24 protein-coding genes and 1 pseudogene are annotated in these 25,162 nt (G+C 45.9%); 11 read left to right on the forward strand and 14 right to left on the reverse strand.

The features are described from left to right. Window positions 1–205 precede the first annotated feature (205 nt). From ACO0LL_RS02205 to ACO0LL_RS02215, 3 genes are read right to left on the reverse strand one after another with little or no spacing between them, the layout of a single operon-like run. A complete protein-coding gene (locus tag ACO0LL_RS02205; protein WP_422949253.1) occupies window positions 206–1,798 on the reverse strand; it encodes an ammonium transporter in 1,593 nt (530 codons plus the stop codon). 20 nt (window positions 1,799–1,818) lie between these two features. Next, entirely contained in the window at window positions 1,819–2,157 is a 339-nt protein-coding gene (locus ACO0LL_RS02210) for a P-II family nitrogen regulator (protein ID WP_422949254.1), read from the reverse strand. A 14-nt stretch (window positions 2,158–2,171) separates the two neighbouring features. Next, a complete protein-coding gene (locus tag ACO0LL_RS02215; protein ID WP_422949255.1) occupies window positions 2,172–2,930 on the reverse strand; it encodes a TorF family putative porin in 759 nt (252 codons plus the stop codon). A gap of 459 nt (window positions 2,931–3,389) precedes the next feature. On the opposite strand from ACO0LL_RS02215, the gene ACO0LL_RS02220 reads away from it, so the two are divergent. Both ACO0LL_RS02220 and ACO0LL_RS02225 read left to right on the forward strand, forming a co-directional pair. Further along, complete coding sequence (locus ACO0LL_RS02220; protein ID WP_422949256.1) at window positions 3,390–3,632, forward strand: accessory factor UbiK family protein; 243 nt, start codon at window positions 3,390–3,392, stop codon at window positions 3,630–3,632. 26 nt (window positions 3,633–3,658) lie between these two features. Beyond that, window positions 3,659–4,618 (forward strand): annotated as a pseudogene (locus ACO0LL_RS02225) (YifB family Mg chelatase-like AAA ATPase); the annotation flags it as partial. Between the two features lie 720 nt (window positions 4,619–5,338). Here ACO0LL_RS02225 and ACO0LL_RS02230 read toward each other — a convergent pair. The 4 genes from ACO0LL_RS02230 to ACO0LL_RS02245 all read right to left on the reverse strand — a co-directional run bounded on the left by ACO0LL_RS02230 (window position 5,339) and on the right by ACO0LL_RS02245 (window position 7,611). Further along, window positions 5,339–5,572: a DUF2188 domain-containing protein gene (locus tag ACO0LL_RS02230; protein WP_422949257.1), complete on the reverse strand. Its 234-nt coding sequence runs from the start codon at window positions 5,570–5,572 to the stop codon at window positions 5,339–5,341. Window positions 5,573–5,680: 108 nt separating this feature from the next. Continuing rightward, window positions 5,681–6,166 (reverse strand): hypothetical protein, encoded by a 486-nt coding sequence (locus ACO0LL_RS02235; RefSeq protein WP_422949258.1) that lies wholly within the window; start codon window positions 6,164–6,166, stop codon window positions 5,681–5,683. An 11-nt stretch (window positions 6,167–6,177) separates the two neighbouring features. Then, window positions 6,178–7,296 carry a HigA family addiction module antitoxin gene (locus ACO0LL_RS02240; RefSeq protein WP_422949259.1) on the reverse strand — a complete coding sequence of 373 codons (1,119 nt, stop codon included), beginning with the start codon at window positions 7,294–7,296 and terminating at the stop codon, window positions 6,178–6,180. 18 nt (window positions 7,297–7,314) lie between these two features. Next, entirely contained in the window at window positions 7,315–7,611 is a 297-nt protein-coding gene (locus tag ACO0LL_RS02245) for a type II toxin-antitoxin system RelE/ParE family toxin (protein WP_422949260.1), read from the reverse strand. Between the two features lie 310 nt (window positions 7,612–7,921). Here ACO0LL_RS02245 and ACO0LL_RS02250 point away from each other — a divergent pair, with 310 nt between their 5' ends. The 3 genes from ACO0LL_RS02250 to ACO0LL_RS02260 are packed head-to-tail and all read left to right on the forward strand — an operon-like array spanning window position 7,922 to window position 9,090. Beyond that, entirely contained in the window at window positions 7,922–8,701 is a 780-nt protein-coding gene (locus ACO0LL_RS02250; RefSeq protein WP_422949261.1) for a hypothetical protein, read from the forward strand. 23 nt (window positions 8,702–8,724) lie between these two features. Further along, a complete protein-coding gene (locus ACO0LL_RS02255; RefSeq protein WP_422949329.1) occupies window positions 8,725–8,859 on the forward strand; it encodes a DUF4113 domain-containing protein in 135 nt (44 codons plus the stop codon). Window positions 8,860–8,901: 42 nt separating this feature from the next. After that, a complete protein-coding gene (locus tag ACO0LL_RS02260; protein WP_422949262.1) occupies window positions 8,902–9,090 on the forward strand; it encodes a hypothetical protein in 189 nt (62 codons plus the stop codon). Window positions 9,091–9,122: 32 nt separating this feature from the next. Here the strand turns inward: ACO0LL_RS02260 and ACO0LL_RS02265 are convergent, their stop codons facing one another. The 4 genes from ACO0LL_RS02265 to ACO0LL_RS02280 form a co-directional block, all read right to left on the reverse strand. Further along, on the reverse strand, window positions 9,123–10,004 hold the full coding sequence (locus ACO0LL_RS02265; protein WP_422949263.1) for a hypothetical protein: 882 nt from the start codon (window positions 10,002–10,004) through the stop codon (window positions 9,123–9,125). Window positions 10,005–10,385: 381 nt separating this feature from the next. Beyond that, the gene (locus ACO0LL_RS02270) at window positions 10,386–10,913 is read right to left on the reverse strand and encodes a hypothetical protein (protein WP_422949264.1); all 528 of its coding nucleotides are present in this window, start codon (window positions 10,911–10,913) and stop codon (window positions 10,386–10,388) included. 1,178 nt (window positions 10,914–12,091) lie between these two features. Beyond that, window positions 12,092–12,553: a type II toxin-antitoxin system PemK/MazF family toxin gene (locus ACO0LL_RS02275; protein WP_422949265.1), complete on the reverse strand. Its 462-nt coding sequence runs from the start codon at window positions 12,551–12,553 to the stop codon at window positions 12,092–12,094. Between the two features lie 16 nt (window positions 12,554–12,569). After that, on the reverse strand, window positions 12,570–12,836 hold the full coding sequence (locus ACO0LL_RS02280; RefSeq protein WP_422949266.1) for a hypothetical protein: 267 nt from the start codon (window positions 12,834–12,836) through the stop codon (window positions 12,570–12,572). 480 nt (window positions 12,837–13,316) lie between these two features. On the opposite strand from ACO0LL_RS02280, the gene ACO0LL_RS02285 reads away from it, so the two are divergent. From ACO0LL_RS02285 to ACO0LL_RS02300, 4 genes are all read left to right on the forward strand, one after another. Then, entirely contained in the window at window positions 13,317–15,953 is a 2,637-nt protein-coding gene (locus ACO0LL_RS02285; RefSeq protein WP_422949267.1) for an AAA family ATPase, read from the forward strand. A gap of 127 nt (window positions 15,954–16,080) precedes the next feature. Further along, a complete protein-coding gene (locus ACO0LL_RS02290) occupies window positions 16,081–16,626 on the forward strand; it encodes a thermonuclease family protein (RefSeq protein WP_422949268.1) in 546 nt (181 codons plus the stop codon). A 397-nt stretch (window positions 16,627–17,023) separates the two neighbouring features. Next, on the forward strand, window positions 17,024–19,189 hold the full coding sequence (locus ACO0LL_RS02295) for a CHAT domain-containing protein (RefSeq protein WP_422949269.1): 2,166 nt from the start codon (window positions 17,024–17,026) through the stop codon (window positions 19,187–19,189). 441 nt (window positions 19,190–19,630) lie between these two features. Next, on the forward strand, window positions 19,631–20,911 hold the full coding sequence (locus tag ACO0LL_RS02300; RefSeq protein WP_422949270.1) for a hypothetical protein: 1,281 nt from the start codon (window positions 19,631–19,633) through the stop codon (window positions 20,909–20,911). 332 nt (window positions 20,912–21,243) lie between these two features. On the opposite strand, the gene ACO0LL_RS02305 is transcribed toward ACO0LL_RS02300, so the two are convergent. Then, window positions 21,244–21,873: an HAD family hydrolase gene (locus tag ACO0LL_RS02305; protein ID WP_422949271.1), complete on the reverse strand. Its 630-nt coding sequence runs from the start codon at window positions 21,871–21,873 to the stop codon at window positions 21,244–21,246. Between the two features lie 386 nt (window positions 21,874–22,259). Beyond that, window positions 22,260–22,874 (reverse strand): hypothetical protein, encoded by a 615-nt coding sequence (locus ACO0LL_RS02310; protein WP_422949272.1) that lies wholly within the window; start codon window positions 22,872–22,874, stop codon window positions 22,260–22,262. 185 nt (window positions 22,875–23,059) lie between these two features. On the opposite strand from ACO0LL_RS02310, the gene ACO0LL_RS02315 reads away from it, so the two are divergent. Further along, window positions 23,060–23,413 carry a helix-turn-helix domain-containing protein gene (locus ACO0LL_RS02315; protein WP_422949273.1) on the forward strand — a complete coding sequence of 118 codons (354 nt, stop codon included), beginning with the start codon at window positions 23,060–23,062 and terminating at the stop codon, window positions 23,411–23,413. A 311-nt stretch (window positions 23,414–23,724) separates the two neighbouring features. Then, the gene (locus ACO0LL_RS02320) at window positions 23,725–23,988 is read left to right on the forward strand and encodes a hypothetical protein (protein ID WP_422949274.1); all 264 of its coding nucleotides are present in this window, start codon (window positions 23,725–23,727) and stop codon (window positions 23,986–23,988) included. A 761-nt stretch (window positions 23,989–24,749) separates the two neighbouring features. On the opposite strand, the gene ACO0LL_RS02325 is transcribed toward ACO0LL_RS02320, so the two are convergent. Continuing rightward, on the reverse strand, window positions 24,750–25,091 hold the full coding sequence (locus tag ACO0LL_RS02325) for a hypothetical protein (protein ID WP_422949275.1): 342 nt from the start codon (window positions 25,089–25,091) through the stop codon (window positions 24,750–24,752). Window positions 25,092–25,162: the final 71 nt, after the last annotated feature.

A 25,162-nucleotide genomic window follows, 5' to 3' on the forward strand; every position in this document is an offset into this window, starting at 1 on the left:
ATGTTCAGATATAGGCTCGCCACCAGATAAAAAAAGGCTGTTTTGCGCAATGCAAAACAGCCTGTCAAATTCAGGACCGCAAGCTCTGATTACGGTACTGACGGTACACCTTTGGATACTCTTTGCTGCCCCAGCCTGATCGAAGCATCAGATACAGGCTGGGCAAAACTTGTTACTCAGAACGCGATTCAGATCAACAACCGCATCAAGAGTGGTAGGCAGACTCACCATGGCTGGTGATGTCCAGACCTTCACGTTCTTCATCTTCTGGTACACGCAGGCCAACTACCAGATCAACCAGTTTGTAAGCCACGAAGGACACGACGCCTGACCAGATGATGGTCGTGCCAACTGCAGTCGCCTGTGTCATGACCTGACCAAAAATATCATAAGGATCAGCCGACATTTTATTGGTGATATAGTCAAATATGCCCTGGCCGCCAAGGGATGGTGCAGCAAACACACCGGTCAGCAAGGCACCCAGAATACCGCCCACGCCATGCACACCGAAGACGTCGAGGGAATCATCTGCACCCAGCAAACGCTTGAGGCCATTGACACCCCACAGGCAAACAATACCTGCCAGCAGACCAATGATCAGGGCACCCATAGGGCCGACGAAACCGCAAGCTGGCGTAATCGCTACCAGTCCGGCTACCGCACCGGATGCGCCACCCAGCATGGAAGGTTTGCCTTTGGACATCCATTCACCAAACACCCATGACACTGTTGCTGCAGCCGTTGCCAGCAAAGTATTGATGAAAGCCAGTGCTGCGACATCGCCCGCTTCCAGCGCGGAACCGGCATTGAAACCAAACCAGCCCACCCACAACAGCGACGCGCCTATCATCGTCATTGTCAGGGAATGAGGCGCCATGGATTCTTTACCATAGCCTACACGTTTGCCTATCAGGTAAGCACCGACGAGGCCAGCGACTGCGGCATTGATATGCACAACCGTACCACCAGCGAAGTCCAGCGCGGTTTTTTGTTGCAAGAAGCCGCCTTTGGCCAATTCAGTTGCCGCAGTAGCTGCATCCTTGATCGCGTCAGGGCCAGTCCAGAACCAGACCATGTGAGCAATAGGCAGGTAGCTGAACGTGAACCACAAGACGACGAACAACAGTACAGCAGTGAATTTTGCGCGTTCTGCAAAAGCACCGATGATCAGGCCGCAAGTGATCGCTGCAAAGGTCGCCTGGAAGGCTACATAAGCAAACTCAGGAATCACCACGCCTTTGCTGAATGTCGCTGCCGTAGCAAATGTTGCCTTGGCCGGATCCCAGATACCTTTCAGGAACAGACGGTCAAACGAACCGATGAACCTGCCACCTTCAGTAAATGCCAGTGAATAACCATAGATACACCACAGAACAATAATCACGGCGAAGATCATGAAGACCTGCATCAGGACGGACAACATGTTCTTGGAACGGACCAGGCCGCCGTAGAAAAGTGCCAGGCCAGGTATGGTCATCAAAATAACCAGCAGGGTGGCAACCATCATCCAGGCAGTGTCGCCTTTATTTGGCGTTGGTGCAGGTGCGGCAGCACTGGCTGCCGCAGGGTCAGCCGCGGCTGCCGGGGCAGAAGCAGGCGCCACAACAGCAGTGGAAGCCGGGGCCGGGACGGGTGCCGCTGCAGGTGCAGAAGCGCTGGCCGACGCAGTAACCGAGGCAGCAGAAGCTGCCGCAGGTTCAGCTTTAGCTGACGCATCTTGCGCCGATGCGACAGAGGTGAAACCGACAGTGACCAGCAAAGCAGCCCCCGCCAGCATGTTCTTCAACAGTTTTTTCATGTGAACTCCCTGGTTAGCTATCAGAGTGCGTCGTTGCCGGTTTCACCGGTACGAATACGCACAACTTGTTGCAAGTCATAGACAAAAATCTTGCCGTCACCAATCTTGCCAGTGCGGGCTGCGGTTTCTATTGCTTCAATGGCGCGCTCAACAATCGCGTCATCTACAGCCGCTTCAATTTTTGTCTTGGGCAGGAAGTCGACCACATACTCTGCACCACGGTACAGTTCAGTGTGACCTTTCTGACGGCCAAAGCCTTTCACCTCAGTCACGGTAATGCCCTGTACACCAATGGTGGACAACGCTTCGCGGACTTCATCGAGTTTAAAAGGCTTGATAATTGCAGTAATCAGTTTCATGCTCGCCTCGAATATTAGAATGTTTTAACTGCAGACAATACCAGTGTCGTTTTGCCTGTGAATTTGCCTGCTGGCGTGACATACAGTTTTTTCTCTGCATTCGTGCCCAGCGCTGCAATACCAAAATTCACACCAAAAAACTCTTTATTCACACCAATTTTCCAATCGGAATAAGAATAGGCACCATTGTTCTTGATGGTCTGATGGCCAGCATGCAGGGCCAGCGTGTAACCTTCAGGCAGCTCAATGTTTGCGCCGATATCCAGGTAGCCACTGTTCTTGCTATCGATAAAACCGAACAGATTGGTGACGGAGTGTGAATACTTGATATAGGCTGGCCCCATGCCTAACTGGCCGTAAATCTCGGTGGTGTTGGCATCAGCAAAACCGGCAACCTTGTTCAGGCCATTGGATGGGTAGATATAAGTCAGCACGCCGACGTCATAAGAAACATCCTTGGTGATCTCGCCTTTTTTACCGGCATACAAATCCCATTCGATATCGCCACTACCACCGGCATCCTTGGTCCATTTAATCGTAGATAACCATGTACCAGCATAAAAGCCGCTGGGGTTATTCACATAATCAGCGCCACCCTGCAACGCAGGGTCAAGGCGTGATTGCGCAATCGCACGATAGCGGTATTCGCTGACGACGCCAATGTTGAAGCTGACTTCATTATCTGGCTTGGCTTCAGGCTTGGCATCTTCTGCATGGGCAAAACCACCAAAGAATGATGTGGCTACAGCAGCGGCGATTACTAGTTTTTTCATTGCGCTTCCCCCTATTGATTAAGATTTGATTAGATTGAACCCGGGACAGAATCTGTTTTCAGCTCATAGCGAGGACAGGCACGGACAAGCATTAATACTCACCACCACTTGCGCCCCCACTGCTTGCATCGGTCAAACTCTTAAATTCTTATTTCCCTTACCTGTTAGCAGGAGTCGTGCCAACCATGGCTATCTCATCAATAAAACGGCAACACAGTGCAGGGCCCAGAGTGTATTAATATGCATACAGCCAGATAAACACTGGGTCGCGCTGGTTTTTTATATTGCGCTGCAATACCAGTAGCAGCGCGGGCAAGATGCGCTATCATTGCCCTATAGGTAAACTTATAAGCAAAAAACAGCTTTGCGCACCAATTGCGGGCAATAATAAATCCGCACAAAAAAGTGGCAACGCATAATTCGCACCAAAAATGTGCAGTTACAAGGCAGAGGATAAAAATGGACAAGCAAAATTTCTTTAATGACATGCACGCCAAGATCAGCCAGGCAATCGAAAACTCGCCAGCCAAGGACATAGAAAAGAATGTCAAGGCCATGATGAGCCAGGGCTTTTCCAAGCTGGATCTGGTGACGCGCGAAGAATTTGATATCCAGGCACAAGTCCTGGCCAAGACCCGCGCCAAGCTCGAAGCCCTGGAAGCAAGGGTTGCCGCACTCGAAGCACCACAAAAAGCCGACTAAAAAAAGACAACTAAACCGCAGACCGCATGTCATTAGCCGTACTCAAAAGCCGCGCCCTGAATGGCATGGATGCACCACAGGTGACTGTGGAAGTGCATCTAGCCAATGGCCTGCCCGCCTTCACTATCGTTGGCCTGCCCGAAACCGAAGTCAAGGAATCCAAGGACAGGGTCAGGGCCGCCCTGCAAAATGCCCGCTTTGAGTTCCCGAACAAGCGCATCACAGTGAATTTGGCACCGGCTGATTTGCCGAAGGAATCTGGCCGCTTTGATTTGCCTATCGCGCTGGGTATTCTGGCCGCATCCGGGCAAATCCCTGGAGATGCGCTGGAACAATATGAATTTGCCGGTGAGCTATCATTATCAGGTGAACTACGGCCGATACGCGGCGCACTGGCGATGACGTTTGCGATATGCAAAAGCCAGCAACACTCGGCACAGGAACCGGCCTTCATCTTGCCACGCGCGAACGCGGATGAAGCGGCGCTGGTCAGCGATGCTGCGATTTACCCTGCAGATTCACTACTACAGGTATGCGCTCACTTCGCTGGGGTCGATGGTGAGCAAAGACTGGCACGTCACCGTCCAGCCTCCAGACCCAGTCGCCCCAAATATGCTGACTTTGCAGAGGTAAAAGGCCAGTTACAGGCCAAACGCGCACTGGAAGTAGCAGCCGCAGGATCGCATTCAGTCTTGTTGATGGGTCCACCAGGCACCGGCAAATCCATGCTGGCCGCCCGCTTCCCCGGCATTTTGCCGACCATGACCGATCAGGAAGCACTGGAATCAGCGGCAGTGCAGTCCCTGACTTCCGGTTTTTCCATAGAAAAATGGAAGGCGAGACCGTATAGGGCACCCCATCACACAGCATCTGCCGTAGCATTAGTTGGTGGAGGTGGAACACCAAGGCCAGGAGAGATTTCTCTGGCTCACAGGGGTGTGCTCTTCCTTGATACACTTGACATAACCAAAATAAATCGTAGAGTCAGTCATAGAACCATCGACACTCTATAGCTATAAATTATTCGCTTTTAGTCTATGCTGAGAGTTAAATCAGTTGTACAACTAGTATTACGAGATCTTACGAGATCTTACGAGATCTATCTGCATAATTCGACTTAACGCCCTCACTATAGTTAGCGCTCGCTCAGCGATGCTATCTAGTTTGAGCACATACTTCACCAAATAGTCTGCTCCGCAAACTGCCTGGTAAATCCTGGGAGCATATGTAGTGAAAAGATATATTGCTTATTTAACGCGTCGCTAACTTGTTCAAAAAAAGATCATCAATGTCTAGATGTAAGATAGGTTTTGATAATTACATATTTTTGGTGAACTAAGATTTATGTTATCAGTACAGCTATACAGGTGTTACAGGGTGCGCGGTTATGTCGTTTGGCTCACGACGAAGAAATTCCACTTAAAGGTGGACACCATACGCATAATCGGTACTACGTTATTGGGCTGATCCGTGAGGAGTCAAGCTCGACGACACCAAGTGTGCCAATAGTCTCCCGGCAAGCACTATCGCAGGTAATTCCGCACGCGGAAGTGAGTTCGTCAGGATTTATACAAATCCTTCAAAACCCCGATTTCTTAAAATGATAGGACAGGGAATAGTGACTAAATCGACCAGCATGTATTTGCACATTGGTGGCAGCTACATGCACTTACAGCACATGAATTCTCTAGTTCGGCTATTATCGATTAGTACTTTTTATCTTTACTGCTTTTGGGATCATGGCCATAGCTATCGCTATCTCGAATCTTGCCATCCCTTCGGTGGATCACTACCTCTACATGATCCCGTTTTGCTTTGACTACGGCGCGGTCAATTGCTTCTTTCTGTGTATTGGTTTTAACACCAGCACGTGATGCGCCCTCGGTTTTTGTAGCCCAGCCATCGCCGTGGGGAACAACGTGCACGTCTTTCTTTTTCATGATTAGTTCTCCGTAAAGTCCCGCAGGAAGTCTGCGCATTTGTTAACAATGAAGACACCACCTAAATAATCGTTGTACACCTTTGAGATAGGAACCGTGCCGAGCCAGTCAGGCAGCCTTTTTTCCTTTAAATGGAAGCTGAAGCTCTTCTACGTCATATGTGAAATCCAAAGGAATCTGAATGGATGGCTGCAAAGGGTCTTTAGTATTGTAGACATCTACATCTGTTTTCAATTGAAAGCAGTCGCCTACGATCTGCTGCCGACGCTGAGAAAAGGAGCGCACAAAATGTTCCCGAGGTGCACGCACGTCGTCGAGATCCGCCCATAGTGTCTTTGTCTTGTTCCCTTGCTTAGTGCGTGCAGCGTGCTTTGCCCTATAACGTTGTCCATCTTCACCAGTACGGTATTCCTCCCGACAAACTTGAGAAATATCACTCGCAATCGCATCGATAACAGTCTTGATGTTTGGCTTGTGCAAACCGTTCTGGTATGCCCACTCCGCTACAGCATGAGGATCAAACAATCCGTCATCACCAAATTCATTCTGATAGCGTTCTAGATAATCTCTTACTTGATTTGCATAAGCTGACATTTGACCTCCTATTATTCAGAGAATGATCCCCATCCGTCGGTGTCAGCCGATGGGAGAACATGTGTACGAATCTTGACTTGATATTTGCGAAGAAAATCATGTCGATTTAACCTGCGTTGCAACTGCCCTACTACTATTCCTGGATGGATATTGAGCCGCTGTGCAAAGGCAAGCACTTTTTGCTCAGAAAAATATGGTTGAACGCGTTCCACAAAATTTTCTAATTGGGCAGTTGGCACACAAAAATCTGCCCCTGCTGAATTAGCTCGCATCTCGCACTCTGATAGTGCTTCAGTCTCGGCACCTACGTCACTATCGATTATAAGTTCGCCATCAGTTCGACCATCCTCTTGGAGCACATGCTCAATCTCGTGACGAAGTACAAACCAGAAATTATCGATCCGGTCATACCGCAAGGTCATTCCTATGACTGGTTTATCGCTATTTAACCAAAAGCAGGCGCCGTCGATTCTGGATCCAGATATCGATTCGACGAGAACTAGGCGTATCCCCGCCTCCGCCAGAATTCTTGGAGCATGCCGAGTCTCCTCTGGGGCAAGAAGAAGCGTCTTAAGTTTTTCAACAGCGTCTACCAATTTTTGACGTGAGTACGATGGAACTACTTGCTGAGTCGCCATACTTTGAACTCGGAAAAGCCATGCCAACTGCAATGAATTAACATCCATAGTCACGTCAGTTTTCTTTGCATAATGGTTAAGGACTGGTTGATCATCCATTCCATTTATGCCGAAAAACTCACAGAAGCGTTGCTCAAGTACCTCTATGCTTTCACTAGCTTGAACCCATCCGCGGCGAAACATTTCTCGTACTGGAAACTTTCCGTACAAGCGAGCTTTCCTTGCTACTTGATTATCGGTAGGTTTTACTTTGGACAATTGATACTGGCTTTCCAAACCCATCCAATATTCCGCAGAAGTACCAAAAGCATCGGCTAAGCCCCGCGCAGTTTCAGGGGTAACGGCACGTTTTCCGGATATAAGTTCGCTGACGAGTCTTGGCGGCCGCCCCAAGATATCGGCCAGCTCCTGCTGGCTCCATTCTCGGGCTTCTAGCTCTTCACGCAGAAATTCGCCTGGGGGGAATACTTCTGCAGGCACACGTGCATTCATGATTTCTCCAAATCTTTTTTAGTGGTAATCGACTATCTCAATTATTCCAATGAGTTTGCATGGGTGGCTGCCGCGAATCTCAAGGATCAGACGCCACTTTGAATTCAGCCGTATTGACGACTGTCCATCCCGGTCACCCTGTAGTTTTTCAAAATGTAGTGATTTCAAGGCGTAAAAGTCACGCTCATCCTGGAAACTGATGATCTGTTGCATACGCTTCCGGAAGGCAGTGACGACCTCTTGCGATAGCCCAGCCGTGAACTGGGCGTCGGTATAGAGCCGATCCAGACTTTTGTCGTCGAATTCAAATTCCATGTCCCATAACTCCACAGTCTATAGCAATCATCAAATAATTGCAAGTCCATCTTTACACGTGGTGTAAAGATGGACTTATTATATTCCATTTTTTTGCAAATTTGATGGGCATGGATCGAAATGTGTGTTTTCACCAAGAAAAGCATGTTGATTTGCAATGGATTATGACCCAACGGGTCATAATCCATTGCAAACTAACACTTGATAGAGCTATTAAGAAGGTATAGGAGGCGCTGTGAAATATTCTCGCGGCTGTCATCCCCTCTTTAATAGGGGTAATATCAGAGGGATTCCCTCCTGAAAGATAAAAATGCTAAGAACAAACACGACAAAGGCATCCGTTTTCCCATATGTATTTTTGACATCACTTCTTTGTATTTCCACCATCGCAAATGCAGACATATTGGCAAAATCTGGATATGAATCTGGCAAAGATGGCGTGATTCTTTTAACAGAAAAATGTAAGGCTGATGCAACCGGGCAGTTGAAGACGGCTGTTTCCAGAATCGGTAATACGGTTTTGGAAGGTTGCTATGTCATTAACAATCGTGGAAATGCAATCGTTAAATGGAGTAATGGCTCTGTCCAAGAATTGACTTGGAAAATGTTTGGAAAGGAAAAATTAAGTGATCAGTCAACGCGTGTAAGCAGCCGCTATTCACCATGGGAATTTTTTTCAGACAAAACAACTGCTGGTACACCTGTGTGCGGTATGTGGTCAGCAAGCTTGGATAAAAACAATGTTCGCAATGCATCCGTAAAACAGCTGGCCAATCGTGATCAGATGTCGTTGACATTATTCAATGATCGCTGGAATTTTAAGCAAGGCACGTCTATCGATATCACAATTGATTTTATGGATAATCAACCTATTAAACTACCAGCTTATGCAGACGGCAAAATACTTGATATAGATGTGCCCAAACAGATCACCCATACATTCCTCTCTGTGATGAAAGACAGTAAGGCAATTCAATTCAAAGTTGTCGGTGGGCCGGATTGGGGCATTCCTTTGCAAAACATGGAAAAACCACTTATTAGCTTCACAAAATGCGCAATTTCGTTGAATGGTAAAAGTGCTGGCCGTTGAAACTGGATGTTTATTACAAGGACATGGACAGCACCAGGTACTGCAAGGGAACGCTCAAACTATCACAGGATGATTCACTCATGGCCTGGGCAATGCGCCAGGAGAAAAAATCACCGGCGTACACTACCGACTGGCATCAACTGCCTGTATGTGGCTGAAATTTTCATGATGAATTAAATTGTCATAAATCGGTGGCAATCTTGCCACCGACAATGAAACTAGCAGCAATGAGGGCAGATGTCGCGGGTGACTTCGCCATCACCGTAGCAGGTGTGACACTGGCCAAAGTTATTTTCTTCGGTCGGCGCATAGCCGGTGCCGTAGCAGTCGGGGCATACCTCCACCACATCGGCACCCCGACCGCGACAGTGGCGGCAGACCCGCACTAACGACCCTGAGCTACGCATGGCGCGCATGGCGGTCATTCGAACCACCTTGGGTAGATCTGGCCCTGCGTGTCCGAACGGCGCTTTGAGGATACGATGCACTTGCCTGCATGAGAACCATCCCGCAGTTCGATGGACACACCTTCTTCCAGCATTTCAATATAAAAAGGCGAATCGGCACCCGCTATACGGCAAGCGACATAGCGCTCAACTAGAAACACACTTTCACGCATTAGTAGATCGCGCTGTTCGCTCAGCGCGGCAACGGCTATTTTCATACTAGGATCGTCCCCCGACTGGGCCAGAACGTGGTCAATGTAGCGAGAGGTCGTGCACAGCACCATATAAGACGGAGATCCCAACTGTTGCGCCGCGTGGTCCAGTTTCCCAATGTGCACTATCAGTTCCGTTACATTGGAAAAACCGTATTCGCGCGCGAAGTGATTGAGGCGACCCGAGTGACCAAGGCGCAGAAAAGCGCGGTCCAGCTGGAATTGCATGGCGGCCTGCGCGATGACGGTTCCCCCAAGGCCCACCGCTTCGAACTCTTCGATGGTAAACGGGGTATCTTCGATGACAATTATTTTCGCGCCGCCCAAGAATTTCGATAACTGCTTTTCGCGAGCGTTATGCGCCGCAACCATCTCGTGGAACTCTGCAATTCTGGAAACGACACTTCGGGCGTAGGGTGCGCCATCTTTGACACGAGCCTTAAAGTTGGCTTCGTCAATTGGAAACACCTGGTGACCATGCTGCGCGGCCACGGCAACGTGAAGCGGATCGTGCACAGAAAAGACAGTCGGGGATGGCAAAGGAATGCGACTGAGCTCGACGAGAGCGCGGTTGGAAGGTATTGAGAGATATTCTTTGTAAAAGTCGGCATAGCCGAAGGCGACGCCGTCGCTGGATGGCAACATGGTGATTTTCCTCAGAGAATTTAATAAAAATAGCGCAAATTGCGCAAAATTCTCAGCAGGAAAAAATTCCTTGTCTCGCCTAGGAACAGGCTCGGGAGGGTTGCTAAGGTTACCACACGTTCGACATCGCACCAGAAGCGCGAATACGATTGCATGCGCTTATTCTATCCGCTGATAAATGCAGCGTCAACATCAGCACGCCACAGCATCATCCTCATGGCGAACCGTCCCAAAGTACCGCAATTACAATTTTGTCATTATCGTTGATAACCCCAGTTACAACACGCAACTTTCACACGTGAAAGTTCCAAGGTTGGAAACTCCAGGCGTTACCGACAATATCAAGAATGCCCAATGTAGATGGGCTGTATTGAGAAACCATCATGAACGAGTGGGCTTCCTTTGCTTGCCTCGTTGCACATTGACATATCGGTAGAAAGTTGAAATGTGGATGCCCAGGGTTTCGGTGATCTCTTTGATGGACAACTGCTGGTCTATATACATTGACTGTGCCGCGAATATCTTCTCATCAGGCAACGCGGGACGCCCTCGCGGCCTCGCTCGCCCCCTTGCTGAGGGCGGATTGTCATTTGACTCTTCCTTCAAGATATTCTGATCACCGTTCTGACTCTGGGCCTCGATTACCCAATCTAGAATTCTGCGAATGCCAGCAGACAGATTTTCTTTCCTCATCTTTTGGCCATTCTTGTGATCTTTCTCGACAAAATTATGGAGTCCATGCCTTTCTGCCCAATCCACTGCCCAACGAATACCCGCTGAAAAGTTTCCTTTCCCTAGAAATAGGGCCATTTCATACTGCTTCTTTGTTAGGCGCACTGAGACAGGTCGCATCCCGACCTCATCGTAAGGAGCAACGCGCCGTCTTTTTGATGGGGTGCTTTTAGGCATTTTAAAAATTCTTTTTATTCGAGCGGTATCGTATTACGTTAGCCGGGCAATACTTCTTTATCGCTAATCAAACGCAGAAAAATCATGAAATACAGGTTAAAAATAGGACGTATGCTCGATTTAGAGTTCGATGTCCGGGTAATTTTTCTTAATACTCTATTATCATTTTTTGCCGCCAGGTCAGTCAGTGTACATGGCCAAACACTGGATTTTAATATGACACCGAGGCAGGAACTGTGACCGAACGCGGCTAGCATGTATTTGCACGTTAGTGTCCGCTCTCGGCTGCACTTCCGCGTTCCTGTACTCTGCGAAAGTCAACACCACATGACGAATTTACGATAAAAAATAATTGAATTAAAAGTGAATAAATTAAGTAAAAAGCAGTTGCATATAGCCATATGCGGCACTAGAATCGGGGCGAGTTAAGGAATCCGCCCTAAATGTAGTATTTTTGGGATTCTCAACTTAAAAGGGGGCTAAAGCAAAAAATGCCCAAGAACTTCGCAGGTTCTGGGCACTTTTTGGTGAGGCAATTTCTAAACTGGCAGGATACACCAGAGTTCATACGTATTAGCATGCGGAACTATAGCAAATGAAATCGCGTCAGCCAAGCGATTTAACGCGTTAAACATTTGAAATAGTTGATGAAATCTTAAGTGTTTTCCTGCCCTTTATTTGGGGGAATTGCAATGAGTAAATTTTGATTAAAAAATTAACTTTTTAATATTCTGTAAGGAAAATATGGAGCATATCCAGGGTGCAGCCAATGCAATTGTAACAATTGCGTCTGGCTTGCAAAGTAATCCGCTGGGTGGAGTTTTGATTTCTATCATAGTTATTTTTTGGATTTACTCAAAAAATAAGCCACCTTCCCTTTAACTTTTTAAATGAGTAAAGCCCGCTTTTGCGGGCTTTTTTTCATCATTCAACTTTCACCGGTGAAAGTGACAATAAATTTTCCAACGTTGGAAACGCCTGGCGTAACCGACAACGCATAGAAAGATTCAGATGTATAAAAGACAAAGGGCACTCCTAAGAGCGCCCTGTTCACAGAATCAGCAGGCTTGTCGTCGCCTAGTTGCTGAACCTGGCTTCTGTTTCCAGAAGGCTTCAAGTCCCAATTGGGTACAACACAAATATAGCACATTTTTATTTACAACGTAAATAAAACCTTATTATTGCTTAGCGCTCCCAGCTGCCACGTCCTCAGTGGTTGCAGCTGGGTTTTGTGTTGCAGCTAATTGCGAACTGATGACAGTATTCTGTAGTTGAAGTGCATGCATTACACATAACCTTATTTCTTGTATGTCTTTTTGATTTAATTTTGGAATTACACGAGTATACCCATCCTTTAACCTATCAAGCCTATCAATTGAAATTGTGGAAATCATGTCACATTTTGCCCAACACTTTCTCGATCTCTGAGCAGGAACGGGATTTATAGGTAAGGGGTAGTGATGTGATTCTAGAGTTTCTGGCTCAGTTGTACTTAATGGAACTATGGTTACCAATTTAGAATTAAATTTGTTTCTCGCAATTATTACTACAGGGCGTTTTTTAACCATTTCCGGTTCAACAAATCCGTCAAAGTCACACATCAATACATCTCCGACTTTTGGTTGAAATTGCAGTGCCATGAAATCTTTCTGGGTATTAGGTATTAAGTTGGTGACATTGTATCTTCACTCCTTTGATATACAGCACTTCAAATGAATAGCTATGTTCTTCATTGTCCATCCTGCTGGCGGTCATGTAACGGTATTTATGAACGTTGATTGCAATTTTGCAATCAACGTCAGAAACGCCAGGAGTTAACATTACCGAAAACATGGTGGCGAGGTCTCTTCCAATCGGATCTGTCTTATGTACGTTGATTGTAGATTCGGGGGTGAGTCCTGCCAGCGCGTTACCAATGAACAAGTCTGAGATTCCAAGTGACAGAGTCACTGGATCTTGATGGTCTGCCGCAGTTAGCTTGGTCAGCAGTACGCCGCAAAAAAATCTTCTCCACGCTCCTCGAAAGCGAGGCTGTAAAGGTCATTTACATCTTCAGCTTTGACAATATTCATATTCAAGTTGTGTGCCTGGGGATTAGCGATATAGCATTTCCTACTACGAACTGGTAAATAACAGACGATAAGTGGGACACATAAAATTAATATAGCTTCAACATTTAATTACCGTTGATGCATTTTTGAAAACAATTGTTAATGTCGAATTACTAAGTTGACTGGATAACTGATATGAAACTACATTGACATTAGTTCAATGATGGAATCACCTAAATTGCAATATTCCCCTATTGGCAATCATCAATCAACTCTGGAATTTTAGTAAGGTTCAATTTTCAAGATAGAGCGAAAGTATTTACTAAATGACTTAGCCTTTTAGGAATATGAAATGACCATCATAGTAGAAATCGCAAATTGGATAGGTCAACAGCCAGCTTGGGTCTCCGACGCAGCACGTCGCCTATTTTTTCAGGGCGAACTTACGCTGAGTGACGTAGATGACTCTGTTGCGATGGCGAAGGCTAGTTTCGGTATTAAAGATTCTAAAAATCGAATTCCTGTTCCATTAGACCTTAAATCTGTCCCGCAAAAAAAACCAGATCAACCGCCAGTTAAAATTACTGCAATTAGCGAGATAAATTTCGTCAATGCGATCTCAAACTCAAATGGAATTAGCTTTGCATCAAGCGGTATTACAACAATCTATGGATACAACGGCGCTGGCAAATCTGGATACGGTCGCATTTTAAAAAAGGTATGTAGAGCCAGGCAAGCGGAACAAATCTATCCTAATATTTTTGAAGATTCACCGGTCGTAGGGTCTGCGCAAGCAACTGTAGAGTGGTGTAGCGGCGCTGTCGGCCATAAGGACGTTTGGACTGATACCGATTCACCGCCAGAAGAATTAGGACGAATTGCAGTATTCGACAGTCACTGCGCACGCACCCTCCTTGATGACAATGCAGAGGTTTTTTATATTCCCTATGGGCTAGACATACTTCGAGATCTGGCTTTTCATCTCCAGCAAGTCCAAAAAAAAATCGAATTGGAGACGGCAGCTATAAAGTTCGAATGGTCTAAATTGGACGAGCTTCGTGGTGAGACTCAAGTGGGAAGATTAATTGCAGCTCTAAATCATTCGTCTGATTTAGCAAACTTCGAAATGATTGCAAAATTGTCTGAGGAAGAAAATGATGAAAGAGTGATGCTCGGCAAACTGCTAGGAGAAGAGGACCCTGTAAAGGTAGCAGCCTCAATGCGACGATTTGCAACCAGGCTCCAAGCTCTTGATGGTGAGTTGGATATGTTGGCTCATCCGCTTTCGAATGAAAACGTTAATGCGCTGGATGGGTTATTTCAGAAATTGAAAACCGCTGAACAAGCCGCAGAACTAGCCTCAAGCATCCTTTTGGACGAAGGCAAAGCGCTACCGGGAACTGGAACAGAACCTTGGCAACTATTGCTGCGAAGCGCAATCGATTTCGCAACTGAGACAGTTTATCCTGGCGAAGCATTTCCAGGCCCAGAATATGACTCACAATGCGTGTTATGCCAACAACCACTTGCTGCAGATGCACAGGCAAGACTGAAGAAATTTGTAGACTACCTTCAGTCGGACGCGCAACGTCAGATCAGCGATTACCGAAATCAAGCAAAGGTACTTTACAGAGCGATAGCGGGATTGGAACTTGTTACATTCCCATCGGATGCCACTATCTTGGAAGAATTAGAGGAGCGTTATCCAGAACTTGCTTGTTCAATAGATGAATTCTTGAGCGCATTGAAAGAATCCAAGAAATATGTAATGAATATGGCCGTCTCAAAGTCATTGGCAGGTATAGCAAATTTACCATATGGTCCGTCTACTGAAATTCTACATATAGTAGCCATGATAAGGAAAGAGGCAGGCCAATTAGATACTCAGATGACGCAGGAAATTCGCACTGCTAAGACCAAGCGCTTGGCAGAATTAAATGCCAGAAGAAAGTTAGGTGAACTTCTTGGTGTTATTTCTGACGCAATCTCCTCATTAAAGGTTGAGCACTCATATTCTGAAGCTGGCCGCACCTGCTCAACGGTTGGTATCACGCGAAAGATGACGGATCTCTATAACCAGGCTGTTACTGTGGAACTGCAAGCAGCTTTATTTCAAGAATGTGCTGTACTTGGTGTGCGCAGCGAGTTGTTGGGATTGGATATGCTTGGACAGAAAGGCGTACGCCTTCAAAAGTTGAAATTGGCAGCGAGTCCAAAATTTGCAAAGATCAAGCCCTCGCTAGTATTAAGCGAGGGCGAACAGCGGGCAGTTGCGCTTGCTGCTTTTCTGGCAGAAATTAATGTTGAAGGTGATAGTTCAGGAGTGGTATTTGATGATCCTGTTTCTTCACTGGACCAAATACGCAAGGAGCGTATTGCTTTGCGCCTTGTGGGTGAAGCAAAAAAAAGGCAAGTTATCGTGTTCACTCATGACCTCGCGTTCGCATGGTCACTACGTGAGCTTGCGGAGGGACATGGGGTGTCACATGAGGAACGATTTGTTTTTAAGACGGAGGACAGCGCAGGTAATGTGCAGGATAATTTTCCGTTTGAAGCCAAAAAGATTCCTTCACGCGTTAACGAATTGAAGGACTACGCCGCTAAGGCTCGAAAAACTTTAGATGCTGACAAAAATTTCGACGCGTACAATGACACGGCACGCCAACTTTATCGGCGCATGCGTGACACGTGGGAACTCGCCGTCGAAGACCTACTGTTCAACGGCTCCGTAAAACGCTTTAAGCGCTCAATAAATACCCAGCAATTGCTCAAGGTTGAAGTGAACGATTGTGATATTAAAGAGATTTCCGAAGGCATGACCCGATGCTCAATGTTTACTCATGAAGGCGGTGCCGAAGATCCACCACCTCTGCCAACCCCTGACGATCTGGACATTGATCTAAATGTGTTGGCTGCCACCGTAAGCCGCTTAAAAAATCGTTTGGACGAAGTGGAAAAACGTCGCAAAGAAAATGGAATTTCAGCATAGTCTTTTGATGATTAAAGGATCGTATATTTCTATATGGGATGCTTTGCTAAGGCGCGTTTTCCACCTGCTGACATCAAAGTAATCCCGGTCTTTGTCACCGACTATAATTTTCAAATCTCGGTTTAAAATGCAAAATAATTTATCCCTTCTTTTAAGTGCGTTGCTGTTCCTGCCATTTCCAGTTTCTGCAGGAAAAGTAGTCTCCATCCTGGATGGCGACACGCTGGAACTCATGGAATCTGGCAAAGCCATTCGCGTGCGCTTGGCAAACATCGATGCCCCAGAAAAATCCCAGCCCTACGGGCAGGCATCGAAGCAATCACTGTCAGACATGTGCTATGGCCGTGACGCTCAGTTGCAGAAACAAAGTATCGACCAGTACGGACGTACAGTTGGCATTGTCACCTGCGGCGGCATTGAGGCAAACCGAGTTCAAGTAGAACGAGGGCTGGCCTGGGTGTATCCCATGTATAACCGGGATCCTAGCTTGGTGTCACTGCAAAACAGTGCGAAACAAGCTTCGTCTGGGCTATGGCGGGATGCCAATCCAACACCACCTTGGGATTATCGACACGGTGAACAGTCAAAACCCACAACGCACGCAATTTGTTATACCGGTCCACGCGGTGGACGGTATAAATTGGTGAACGGCCACAAACAATATCGATGTTAATTCCGATAACAGGTCCAAAAAAATTCTGCTGATATCAAATCTTTATTGTGAGTCAAATATGGAAGAATTCAAATCAATTCAGGATTTGCTCTGCGCTGATACCGTATGAAAGGCATTTTGCCATGTAGATACTACTACATTCGAATCAAGACCGTTCTCTTTGGAGGGGCTACATGGAGAGGTCGCAAGTATCGTTTTAAATACAAGTGCGCCTGAATGCATAGAGCAAAATTTTTTGATGTGGAAACATGTCGGAAGGTATAAATAGTACTGTTGGGCGTCTTCATGTGATTCAGTCGTACCTTTCAGATTTGAGCAAATTACCAAAATGTTTCGCGTAAATTTTAGAGACAGAGAATATTTATGCTATTACTGCTACTTGTAGCCGTAATAACAAATGCCCAATCCGCAAGCAAATCTCGAAGCTTTTTATCAGAACCTTTTTCTAGGAGCATCAATGCGGCTGAGATATGTACTCGTCGTACCAGAAGACGAATCAGATGCCACTGTAATACCCTTTCAAGGCTGGAATTCAGTCATGCTTGACAGGCGGTTCCATCATTTACTCTATCTGCTTTCCTGCTTACCTAGTGCAGCGATCGAGATCTTCATGAGCCACGATGAATTGCTTTCTTTTCGACGACAGGGCACATTTAAGGATGTTATTGCGATTGGCGATAGGTCTCTTGACAAGATAGTTTTAATTGAAGAAGGCCAAATCGGAATCTTTATCTGTCTACCATCTCAAATAGAAAAAATTAAATGCACTCAAGTCTCAAAGAAAACGCTGGCATTAATACTATCTCCTAAAAAAGAGAAAGGTGTAGTTGATGTTGGCAACCTTAAGTTGCCCTTCTCACATTCGATCGACAAGCAAATTTTAGAGTTACTCTTAACAGGAAAGACTGCAAAACAAAAAATAAGGAAAATAAGAAAGCCCTATTCATCTGCGATTGAGATTCCGATGCAACATGGAATAGTTAGTCCAAATCAAGTGCTTCTGGAAAGCCTCGGCTACAGTGTGACTGGGCCAGATGGCGTCGTATTGGAGAATCATGAAGATGCAGTGAACGCAGTAACAAAAACCGCTCAGCTAACACTAGACATTTTGTTTTCAAGCGATGAAAGTATGCGGGAAATTATAGTGTACTCTCCTTCGGTGAAAGTGTTCTTCTATGACTTCAAGCAAAATTTTTGGAATCAACTATTAAGAGGTGTAAAAGAAAAGTGGAAGAAGAAAATTATTGAGGAAGGGCTATTTAGAAACAAATCATATTCCTTTTCTAGTTTGTCATTGGACGGTGAATCTATAACTAATCCCTATAAAGATCCCGTAATAGGGCCGATCCTTGCCGCTCGTCAAAGTGAACTGTTCGCTACTTCTTCGGCGATAGCGCTCTTGTCTAATGTTCAGAGTATTCCCAGTGTACGTCTTCCAAACGCTATTAATTTACACCTCAGTAAATTGAGGAACATTGAGTCTTTGACTAAACGTACGGACCCAAAGGGAATGTCTCTACTTCAAAAAACTTTCTACGAATACGTCACTGTCCTAAAAAGCGAAATTGGCGAAGGGATTGCTACACTGATATGCCAGCAAAGCCAAGCCTGCAAATTTTGTAGCGATGTTCCGTTGGAGTGGCTGTACTTGGGAAAGGTACCACTGATGATCAGCCATGAAGTATCAAGGTTGCCCATGACTCCAGGCAACCTTCTTCTACAATATGCGGCAAGTGGTGCGCCCAGAATTATACCTAGTGCAGTGCTTCAGCAGGTATTGGTCATTCGCTCTTTTCGCAATAATGATCCCATCCGAGATTTTTTGGAAACGGCCATTGCAGGCTATCCGCTAAGTGAGCGAATGAAAATTACGATTATAGATGTTGATAGCAAAATGGCTGCAATTAAAGCCTTGAACGAATTTGAAGGGGCAATTGTTATATTTGACTGTCATGGCGATCACGGAGGGCACGAGCTTGAAGGGTGGCTCCAATTTGGAAACGACAGGACAAATACTTGGGAATTGGCCCATGTCGCTGGCGTGCCGCCAATCGTAATGTTAAGCGCTTGTTCTACTTCAGCAATCGGGGGTTCTCATATATCTGTTGCAAATGGTTTCCTTAGATCCGGTGCCTTAAGTGTAATTGGCACGTTTCTACCTGTAAGTGGTGCAAAGTCTGCAATTTTCATTGCAAGAATATTGTATAGAATTGACGCATTCCTTCCTTCAATTGCATCGCACGGTTTCAAAACTGTAAGCTGGCGAACAGTAATTACTGGTATGTTACGCATGAGCTACATAACTGACGTCTTAGACCATTTCTATACAGAAAAACTATTTAACAGGGAGCAATGGATGAAAATCCATTTGGAAGCGAACAATGGAATAAATAGTTTGTCGTCGGATTGGTACGAAGCAGCCATAGGACACGTATCGCAAATTACTGGCATTACCATAGAGCGTCTTTTTGAAAAAATCACAAATGAAAATCCTCTGATGGAGACGATGCGGTACTGTCAACTTGGTATGCCTGAGCATATCAAAATTTTTTTGCAAGACTAGTTATATTTTTAGCGAGAATCAAGTCGACTTTAAAAAAAATCGCTTTCTATTTTTTTGTTAAATTTAACTGCGGTGCTGATTATATTAAAAAATTTTAATCTTACCTTTAAGGCCGTGAATTGGCAGTTTTCGACACAATGCGATGAATATGTTTTCAAGTTTGTGCTATGGACATTGCGTATTCTCATAAAAGTATGCGCTCCCGCGTTTTTTAATAGTAAGCGCCGTTTATGGGATGAGCCCTTGCCACCGGCGTAATTGCCATCTTTTGCGAATGCGAAGTAGGGGCGGACAAACGCATAGAATTTGCAAAGTTAATAGTACCGGCAATTGATTTCATGTGGCCAAGTGTTTTGGCAATTGCCAAAAGCGATCTCGATGAATCGTTGAAAGTGGCAAGTCTGGCGTCAAAATGAAGAATTTAGCAGTGAGGTGTCGTAGATGCAGAACGAAGAAATAGAGCAGGAGCCAGATTGGAGAAACTGGCTTAAGGAGTGGTCAAGCAACATTTTCCCAGAAGACGAAGCGCTGCTGCGATCAATTGAAATGGGCAATAGCACTCTTGATGGCATCATGTCTCCCCTGACGAAAGCCTTGGTCAAAAGCCATGGATGTACTGGCGTCGACATGGACACGTTGTGGGCTTATACCCCTACCTCATGGAAATGTCCCGCATGTCAGAGATCGAAGGTGGAAATTGCAAGGCCCAACAAGAACGGTGACCTGATGTGCCGGTTAGTTGAGCATCACGACCACATGAAGGACCTCTTGCTCAGGAAATTTCAAAGTATTTCAGCCAGCATGCATCGCGTTCTCGCGGACGAAGCCGCTGAGGGTTTTGCCAAACGTAGTGCGCCAATGGTTTCGGCTTATGACAACACCGTGATTTGCAACGATTGCAATAATGCCGATGCAGCGGCGAAGAAACTTGTCAAGGCTAACTCCTCGTTTTCATTCTCGCCGCAGGAAATTCTCAAATTCGTGATCACAGTACCGTATGCAGAGCACCGCATCGATCAGGCCATTGCGGCAAGGATTTGGGAGCAAAATCGAAGTACCTTTGAATTGCGAATGAAAATCGTAGAGCGGATAGCGGAAATTGCGGCCAAAAATGAGCACTGGTATCAAAGCATGCCCGTTCAGGCCCATCCTGCCTATATCAAAAAGATGGCGGAAACCACCGCGCAGTTTCGGAGGGCTCCGCACGCGCTGAGGGTACTTTGCGGGCCAACACGCCAACAACCACAAAAAGGTCTCTCAGATTGGCGGAAAAAGCCGGTTCTAGATAGGCCCAAAGTTCCGACATCGGGCGAGATCGAGCATGTCGCCAAAGTCACGAGCCGAAAAAAATGGGACCTAGTACCTGACGATTGGCATTGCCCTGGGTGCAATCGCTCGAAACATCAAATTGTTCGACCAACAAAGCAATCTGCATGGGCATTCCCGATCGCGCAAAAGCTCTACCGCGACGTTACCAGCGAACATGGTTGCACTTCACATGCAGCCTGCGATGATTGCGGCAACGCCGCGATAGCTATAGTAAAGGAAGCAGCCAGAATTGCTGACGTTGAACTTGAGGCTTATACTCGACAAGTTGGCCTGGATGAATTGACAGGCTTTGTTCGTGCCCGCCCTCACGGTAGCCATCGGTTCGACAGTGACGCGGCTGATGTGTTGGTAAGTAAGCTCGTAGAGCGCCTAAGTTACGAGGACCAGCGATGAATGGTGAAGGTCACATTATTTTAGAAAAACGTCAAATTATTTAAGCGTTTCTGTGAAAATCGGAATTAATTGAGAATTTCTGAATTAAATAAGATGTAGTAGTCTCGACCTGATCTGACAGTTACTCAACAAGCAGCTTCGACTCTACGCAATGTTGCCCCAAAAGTAAAAGCCTGATTCTGCAAAACTCGCCATGTTATTCGAAGGTACTATGTAATTTTTTGTGCTCTCCGGGATTCATCGGCGCAAGCCTCCCCCTGGAGACGTTTAAGTAAGAATGGCCCTCCGATGTGGGCCGTTTGTATTTTAGTTTCAAATTCAAAACAGGCGGCTTACTGTATGTCATGTTCACGACGTATCCACCATTTCGCAAAATCCAGCAGATCGGAATGCGACGAAGAGACATTATTTAATTCGTCACCAATATTTGGAGTTCCATTTGGTTCCCTGGTAATGAGTGCCATGTGTATATCGGCTGGCACACCACGGAAGTAAGGCAAATAATCGTCAACAAAGGCAACAGGTTGCAAGTAATTAAGAGCCTTGGACTTTGGACTAATGCCAGTATCGTTTTGTTCGGTTGCGATCACGTCGGCGATTGGAAATCCATGGTCGCGGATGTTCTGTAACCTGGAGAGCCGGTGCGCCTCTTTCAGTGCGCTTACACACACCAGGTGATAACCGGCATCCTTGAGCATATGGCAAGCTTCTAGTGCACCTGGCAGCGCCGGTATGGTGGACCAGAATTCCTCGTCAAAACACTGGCGAAACCGCTCCAGTTCGTTCCCAGTCAATCTCTGAACATCCCATCGGTCTATGGGCCAGTAAGCAAGCGGGTCTTTGATTGCTGGCAGAACTCCGAACGCCATCTGCCAGGCCAATGCATAGGAAGCATGATAGTCAAGAAGCACACCATCTGCATCCAATGCAATAACCCCTTTCGTTTTTTGGGCTCTATTCATTGTGTAGTTGCGCTGTTTACGCAGATTCCCGGATGATCACCGTTGGACTGCTCAATGTGGCTCAATTATTTTATCACCGAACAGGAGTACAGCTTCCTGCAACGACGACAGTAGATGATGCGTATGCTCCTGTCCCAGTTGTGAGACGGAGAACTGTATAAGCAGTTCACCCAGGCCAATGGCGACGGCTTGGGCAGGGATGCCTGGATTGTTTGATGCGAATTTGGTGACTGTCTCTAAACATTGTGTGCGCAGCATAATTGCGCCGCGCTGTAATTCTTGGACCGAATGCATGATTTAATTAAGTCGTATCCTGGCCTTGAAAGCCATTGGATATAGTTAGGGGATCGCGTACGAGAGAGCGCAGCGATTTAGGACCTGGCTTATCAGCCGTTGACAATAGCATTCAGTTTTGCACACCATTGTTTTGCTTCTTTCTCACTCATGTAAAACTTCATAATCGGATTGATCTCATCAGCAAGCTCGATAACCAATTCGAAAAGAACGCGCTTGTGACTGCGTTCAAACGACGGCGCATTCATTACAGTATTGCCTACTTGGTGGAAATGACCAGTGAATTCCATAGTCTCCCGATTTTTCCATTCGTAATGCCAGGCAAGCAAATAAGAAAGTGGATGTATTTGGAACGTGCCGGTACTACTGTTGCAGACAGCCAGTTTCTTGTTTTGCTTATCGAAAACCAGAAATATGGGGCTTGGATGCCCTAATAAATTCTCTACATTGAAATTCAGGTTTGCTTGCCGGTTGATGCTCTCGACGAGATTTTTGGATTTCTTGTAGATCCTTTGCAGCAGGCGTATCGAAAGAAAGCAGGTCATGGATGCGATCACAAGGAAGATGAAAACACCACTTGTCCTGTATTCGCGAGCGAAAACCAGGACCAGCAAAGCGACGACTGCTCCCAATCCAGAGAAACCCATGACAGGAACTGCAATTGTTCCAAGCGCTGCAGTGACTGCTGTTTTGAAGTTTCCAGCCATTCCAATTCCTGTTTATTTCAAATCCGCTATAGAGATTGAGCAGAAACATCACGCTTTACTCATCTATAACCATTAGGTTTAACCTTTGCATATTCAATATTTGTGGTTTAACCACATTTTGCGATGTTACCAGAAAAACCAAGAAATACCACTATTCATGTGGTTATAAGACATGGAATGTGGAAATGGTTACTGCGAGACAGGAAAATCAGTTCGCCAAGCGGATCGGTACCGCTTTGGCCAAGCAGCGGTTAAATAAAGGTTTAACGCAGGAACAGGTAGCTGAGCTTATTGGCGTCGAGCAAGAAACGATTTCCCGGTTTGAGCGGGGAGCAACGATACCGCCGTTGCTCCGCCTGATTGATCTGGCTGAGCTTTTCAAAGTGCCTCTGGACACCTTGGTGCGAGCTGGTTCGTCGCGTCCATTGGACCAAGCAATTGATATAGTTTCGTCACTCAACGGTCTCAATGAAGAAGACCGCGAGTGGGTACGCAATTGGACTGTTGATATGTGTAAAAAACTATCTAGTGCAACTTAAAGCTATTGCTCTCTGATCCCAGCAATAAAATCGATCTTGTTCGGCGAACCAATTCAGAATATGTAATTGGTTTCCCTACTTTGGCCGAATCGGATTCCCTATACAATAAGTCCGAGCTTTACCGGATGCTCTGCCACTGACCAATTTGAATAGAAATTTCGGCACCCGGTAAGGGGTATGATCATACCGTTCATCCTCACCTGCATATGTCTAAGTAGGATTTTTGGCAAGGCTTGAAAATAAAGCATGTTAGCTCCATAACTTCATAGAGCATCGAATGGTCGATTGCTCAATGACAATGAAAGTATCGTATGGCCACAGCTAAGGAATTATTGAGTAGAGTTACTGTTATCGAAGAAAACAAACAAGTAAGCAAGAATGATGTATTTAAGCCGGGAGATGTGGTCCCGGCCTCTGGGATTTATGTAGTTGAACATGATGTGAATAATCCACATCACGAGGTGACTTGTATTCAAGGGAAAATTTTCCCTCCCAGCAACAAGGTGAAGCATCCTCGCTATCGCATCGTGCACCAGGCGATTCATATTGAAAATCACGAAGACCACAAGCCGTAAGATTGATGGCTATTTTCTCTGGAGCATAACCAGCTCCCATTAACTACCCGGCTAATGCGTTTATTTTTTCTTTGATTTTTCAATCACAGCATTACCGATATTTTGTATTTGGCTTTGTCCAACCAGGTTTAAAGCGAACATGCAGGCAGCAATAAGCAGATAATGAAGCCTGCGATCCCATATTTCATTAGCGCTACCTCAAACCGACTTTGCAGCACGTAAGACATATGGCTGCAATAATGTCCAAAAGTGTGTCCTGCAGATATATGCCAAAACTGACGCTCCGCAACACCAGATAAATGTCCAACTAGCAAGATCAAGGACTGCCTTGTATTGTGGGCTGTCAACGGGAAATTGCTCCTTAAGAACATGCAGGAGAAGTGCGCCGAAAACCATTGAGACTATGGCAAGGTATTGAGCTGGCTTTGCAACAATATTCGCGACTCTAAACGCCCAGTAAAGAACGGGAACTTCATCACGTACTTGACTGTGAATATGGTCTTCTACGGTGGCTGTCAGCGAATGTGCAGGTAGGATAAACATGGGTTAGTTTGTTTGTTCGGGGGAAACTTATTGTACCAGTGACTTTGTTGCAAGTTACAATTTGTGACGTTTTCCAGCAACGTGATGATTCACTTTTTATGATATCAAAATAATATTATTGTAAATCGATGAACGGGTTATTCTTTGAATTTCTGCATATTATTTAAGTGCCTTACGCTAGCCGTCAGACTCCAGCTTCACCACATTGACAACTCTTTTTATTTTCCTGAAACATTGAACGCAAAAATAAATGTAATGAAAACTCTATACGCCATGTAAACATATAGCACGTCTATCCCCAGCCACCAGAAAGAGCGTCGCCATCCAAATAGATCAGCAACACGCCAACGAAAATGCGAAAACGCTGAAAAGAATAAGAATGCGCCCGCAATACCAAACAGTGTCCCGTTAAACATTCCCCAGGTTCCCCCCTTGGCAAATTCATGCTGTGAAATTGTGCCAACTGCTGCTGCAAGTCCTATGTTGCGCACGTTATCAAAAACCAATTTATAAGCTGCTTCGTTATCTACAAATTGGATAATTTTTTTCCCCCAGCTCATCATAACCTCCTAATCTATTCAGCAAGTTTGTTACCCCCTGTCATGTCCCCTCTGACTTCTCCCTCTAGGAA

Source organism: Undibacterium sp. TC4M20W, from assembly GCF_049340245.1.
Taxonomy (GTDB): Bacteria; Pseudomonadota; Gammaproteobacteria; order Burkholderiales; family Burkholderiaceae_D; genus Undibacterium.

Coding starts and splice junctions, on each gene's coding strand:
- ACO0LL_RS02205 (WP_422949253.1), bottom strand. CDS start 1,798: ATGAAAAAACTGTTGAAGAACATGCTGGCGGGGGCTGCTTTGCTGGTC.
- ACO0LL_RS02210 (WP_422949254.1), bottom strand. CDS start 2,157: ATGAAACTGATTACTGCAATTATCAAGCCTTTTAAACTCGATGAAGTC.
- ACO0LL_RS02215 (WP_422949255.1), bottom strand. CDS start 2,930: ATGAAAAAACTAGTAATCGCCGCTGCTGTAGCCACATCATTCTTTGGT.
- ACO0LL_RS02220 (WP_422949256.1), top strand. CDS start 3,390: ATGGACAAGCAAAATTTCTTTAATGACATGCACGCCAAGATCAGCCAG.
- ACO0LL_RS02230 (WP_422949257.1), bottom strand. CDS start 5,572: ATGAAAAAGAAAGACGTGCACGTTGTTCCCCACGGCGATGGCTGGGCT.
- ACO0LL_RS02235 (WP_422949258.1), bottom strand. CDS start 6,166: ATGTCAGCTTATGCAAATCAAGTAAGAGATTATCTAGAACGCTATCAG.
- ACO0LL_RS02240 (WP_422949259.1), bottom strand. CDS start 7,296: ATGAATGCACGTGTGCCTGCAGAAGTATTCCCCCCAGGCGAATTTCTG.
- ACO0LL_RS02245 (WP_422949260.1), bottom strand. CDS start 7,611: ATGGAATTTGAATTCGACGACAAAAGTCTGGATCGGCTCTATACCGAC.
- ACO0LL_RS02250 (WP_422949261.1), top strand. CDS start 7,922: ATGCTAAGAACAAACACGACAAAGGCATCCGTTTTCCCATATGTATTT.
- ACO0LL_RS02255 (WP_422949329.1), top strand. CDS start 8,725: ATGGACAGCACCAGGTACTGCAAGGGAACGCTCAAACTATCACAGGAT.
- ACO0LL_RS02265 (WP_422949263.1), bottom strand. CDS start 10,004: ATGTTGCCATCCAGCGACGGCGTCGCCTTCGGCTATGCCGACTTTTAC.
- ACO0LL_RS02270 (WP_422949264.1), bottom strand. CDS start 10,913: ATGCCTAAAAGCACCCCATCAAAAAGACGGCGCGTTGCTCCTTACGAT.
- ACO0LL_RS02275 (WP_422949265.1), bottom strand. CDS start 12,553: ATGGCACTGCAATTTCAACCAAAAGTCGGAGATGTATTGATGTGTGAC.
- ACO0LL_RS02285 (WP_422949267.1), top strand. CDS start 13,317: ATGACCATCATAGTAGAAATCGCAAATTGGATAGGTCAACAGCCAGCT.
- ACO0LL_RS02290 (WP_422949268.1), top strand. CDS start 16,081: ATGCAAAATAATTTATCCCTTCTTTTAAGTGCGTTGCTGTTCCTGCCA.
- ACO0LL_RS02295 (WP_422949269.1), top strand. CDS start 17,024: ATGCCCAATCCGCAAGCAAATCTCGAAGCTTTTTATCAGAACCTTTTT.
- ACO0LL_RS02300 (WP_422949270.1), top strand. CDS start 19,631: ATGCAGAACGAAGAAATAGAGCAGGAGCCAGATTGGAGAAACTGGCTT.
- ACO0LL_RS02305 (WP_422949271.1), bottom strand. CDS start 21,873: ATGAATAGAGCCCAAAAAACGAAAGGGGTTATTGCATTGGATGCAGAT.
- ACO0LL_RS02310 (WP_422949272.1), bottom strand. CDS start 22,874: ATGGCTGGAAACTTCAAAACAGCAGTCACTGCAGCGCTTGGAACAATT.
- ACO0LL_RS02315 (WP_422949273.1), top strand. CDS start 23,060: ATGGTTACTGCGAGACAGGAAAATCAGTTCGCCAAGCGGATCGGTACC.
- ACO0LL_RS02320 (WP_422949274.1), top strand. CDS start 23,725: ATGGCCACAGCTAAGGAATTATTGAGTAGAGTTACTGTTATCGAAGAA.
- ACO0LL_RS02325 (WP_422949275.1), bottom strand. CDS start 25,091: ATGAGCTGGGGGAAAAAAATTATCCAATTTGTAGATAACGAAGCAGCT.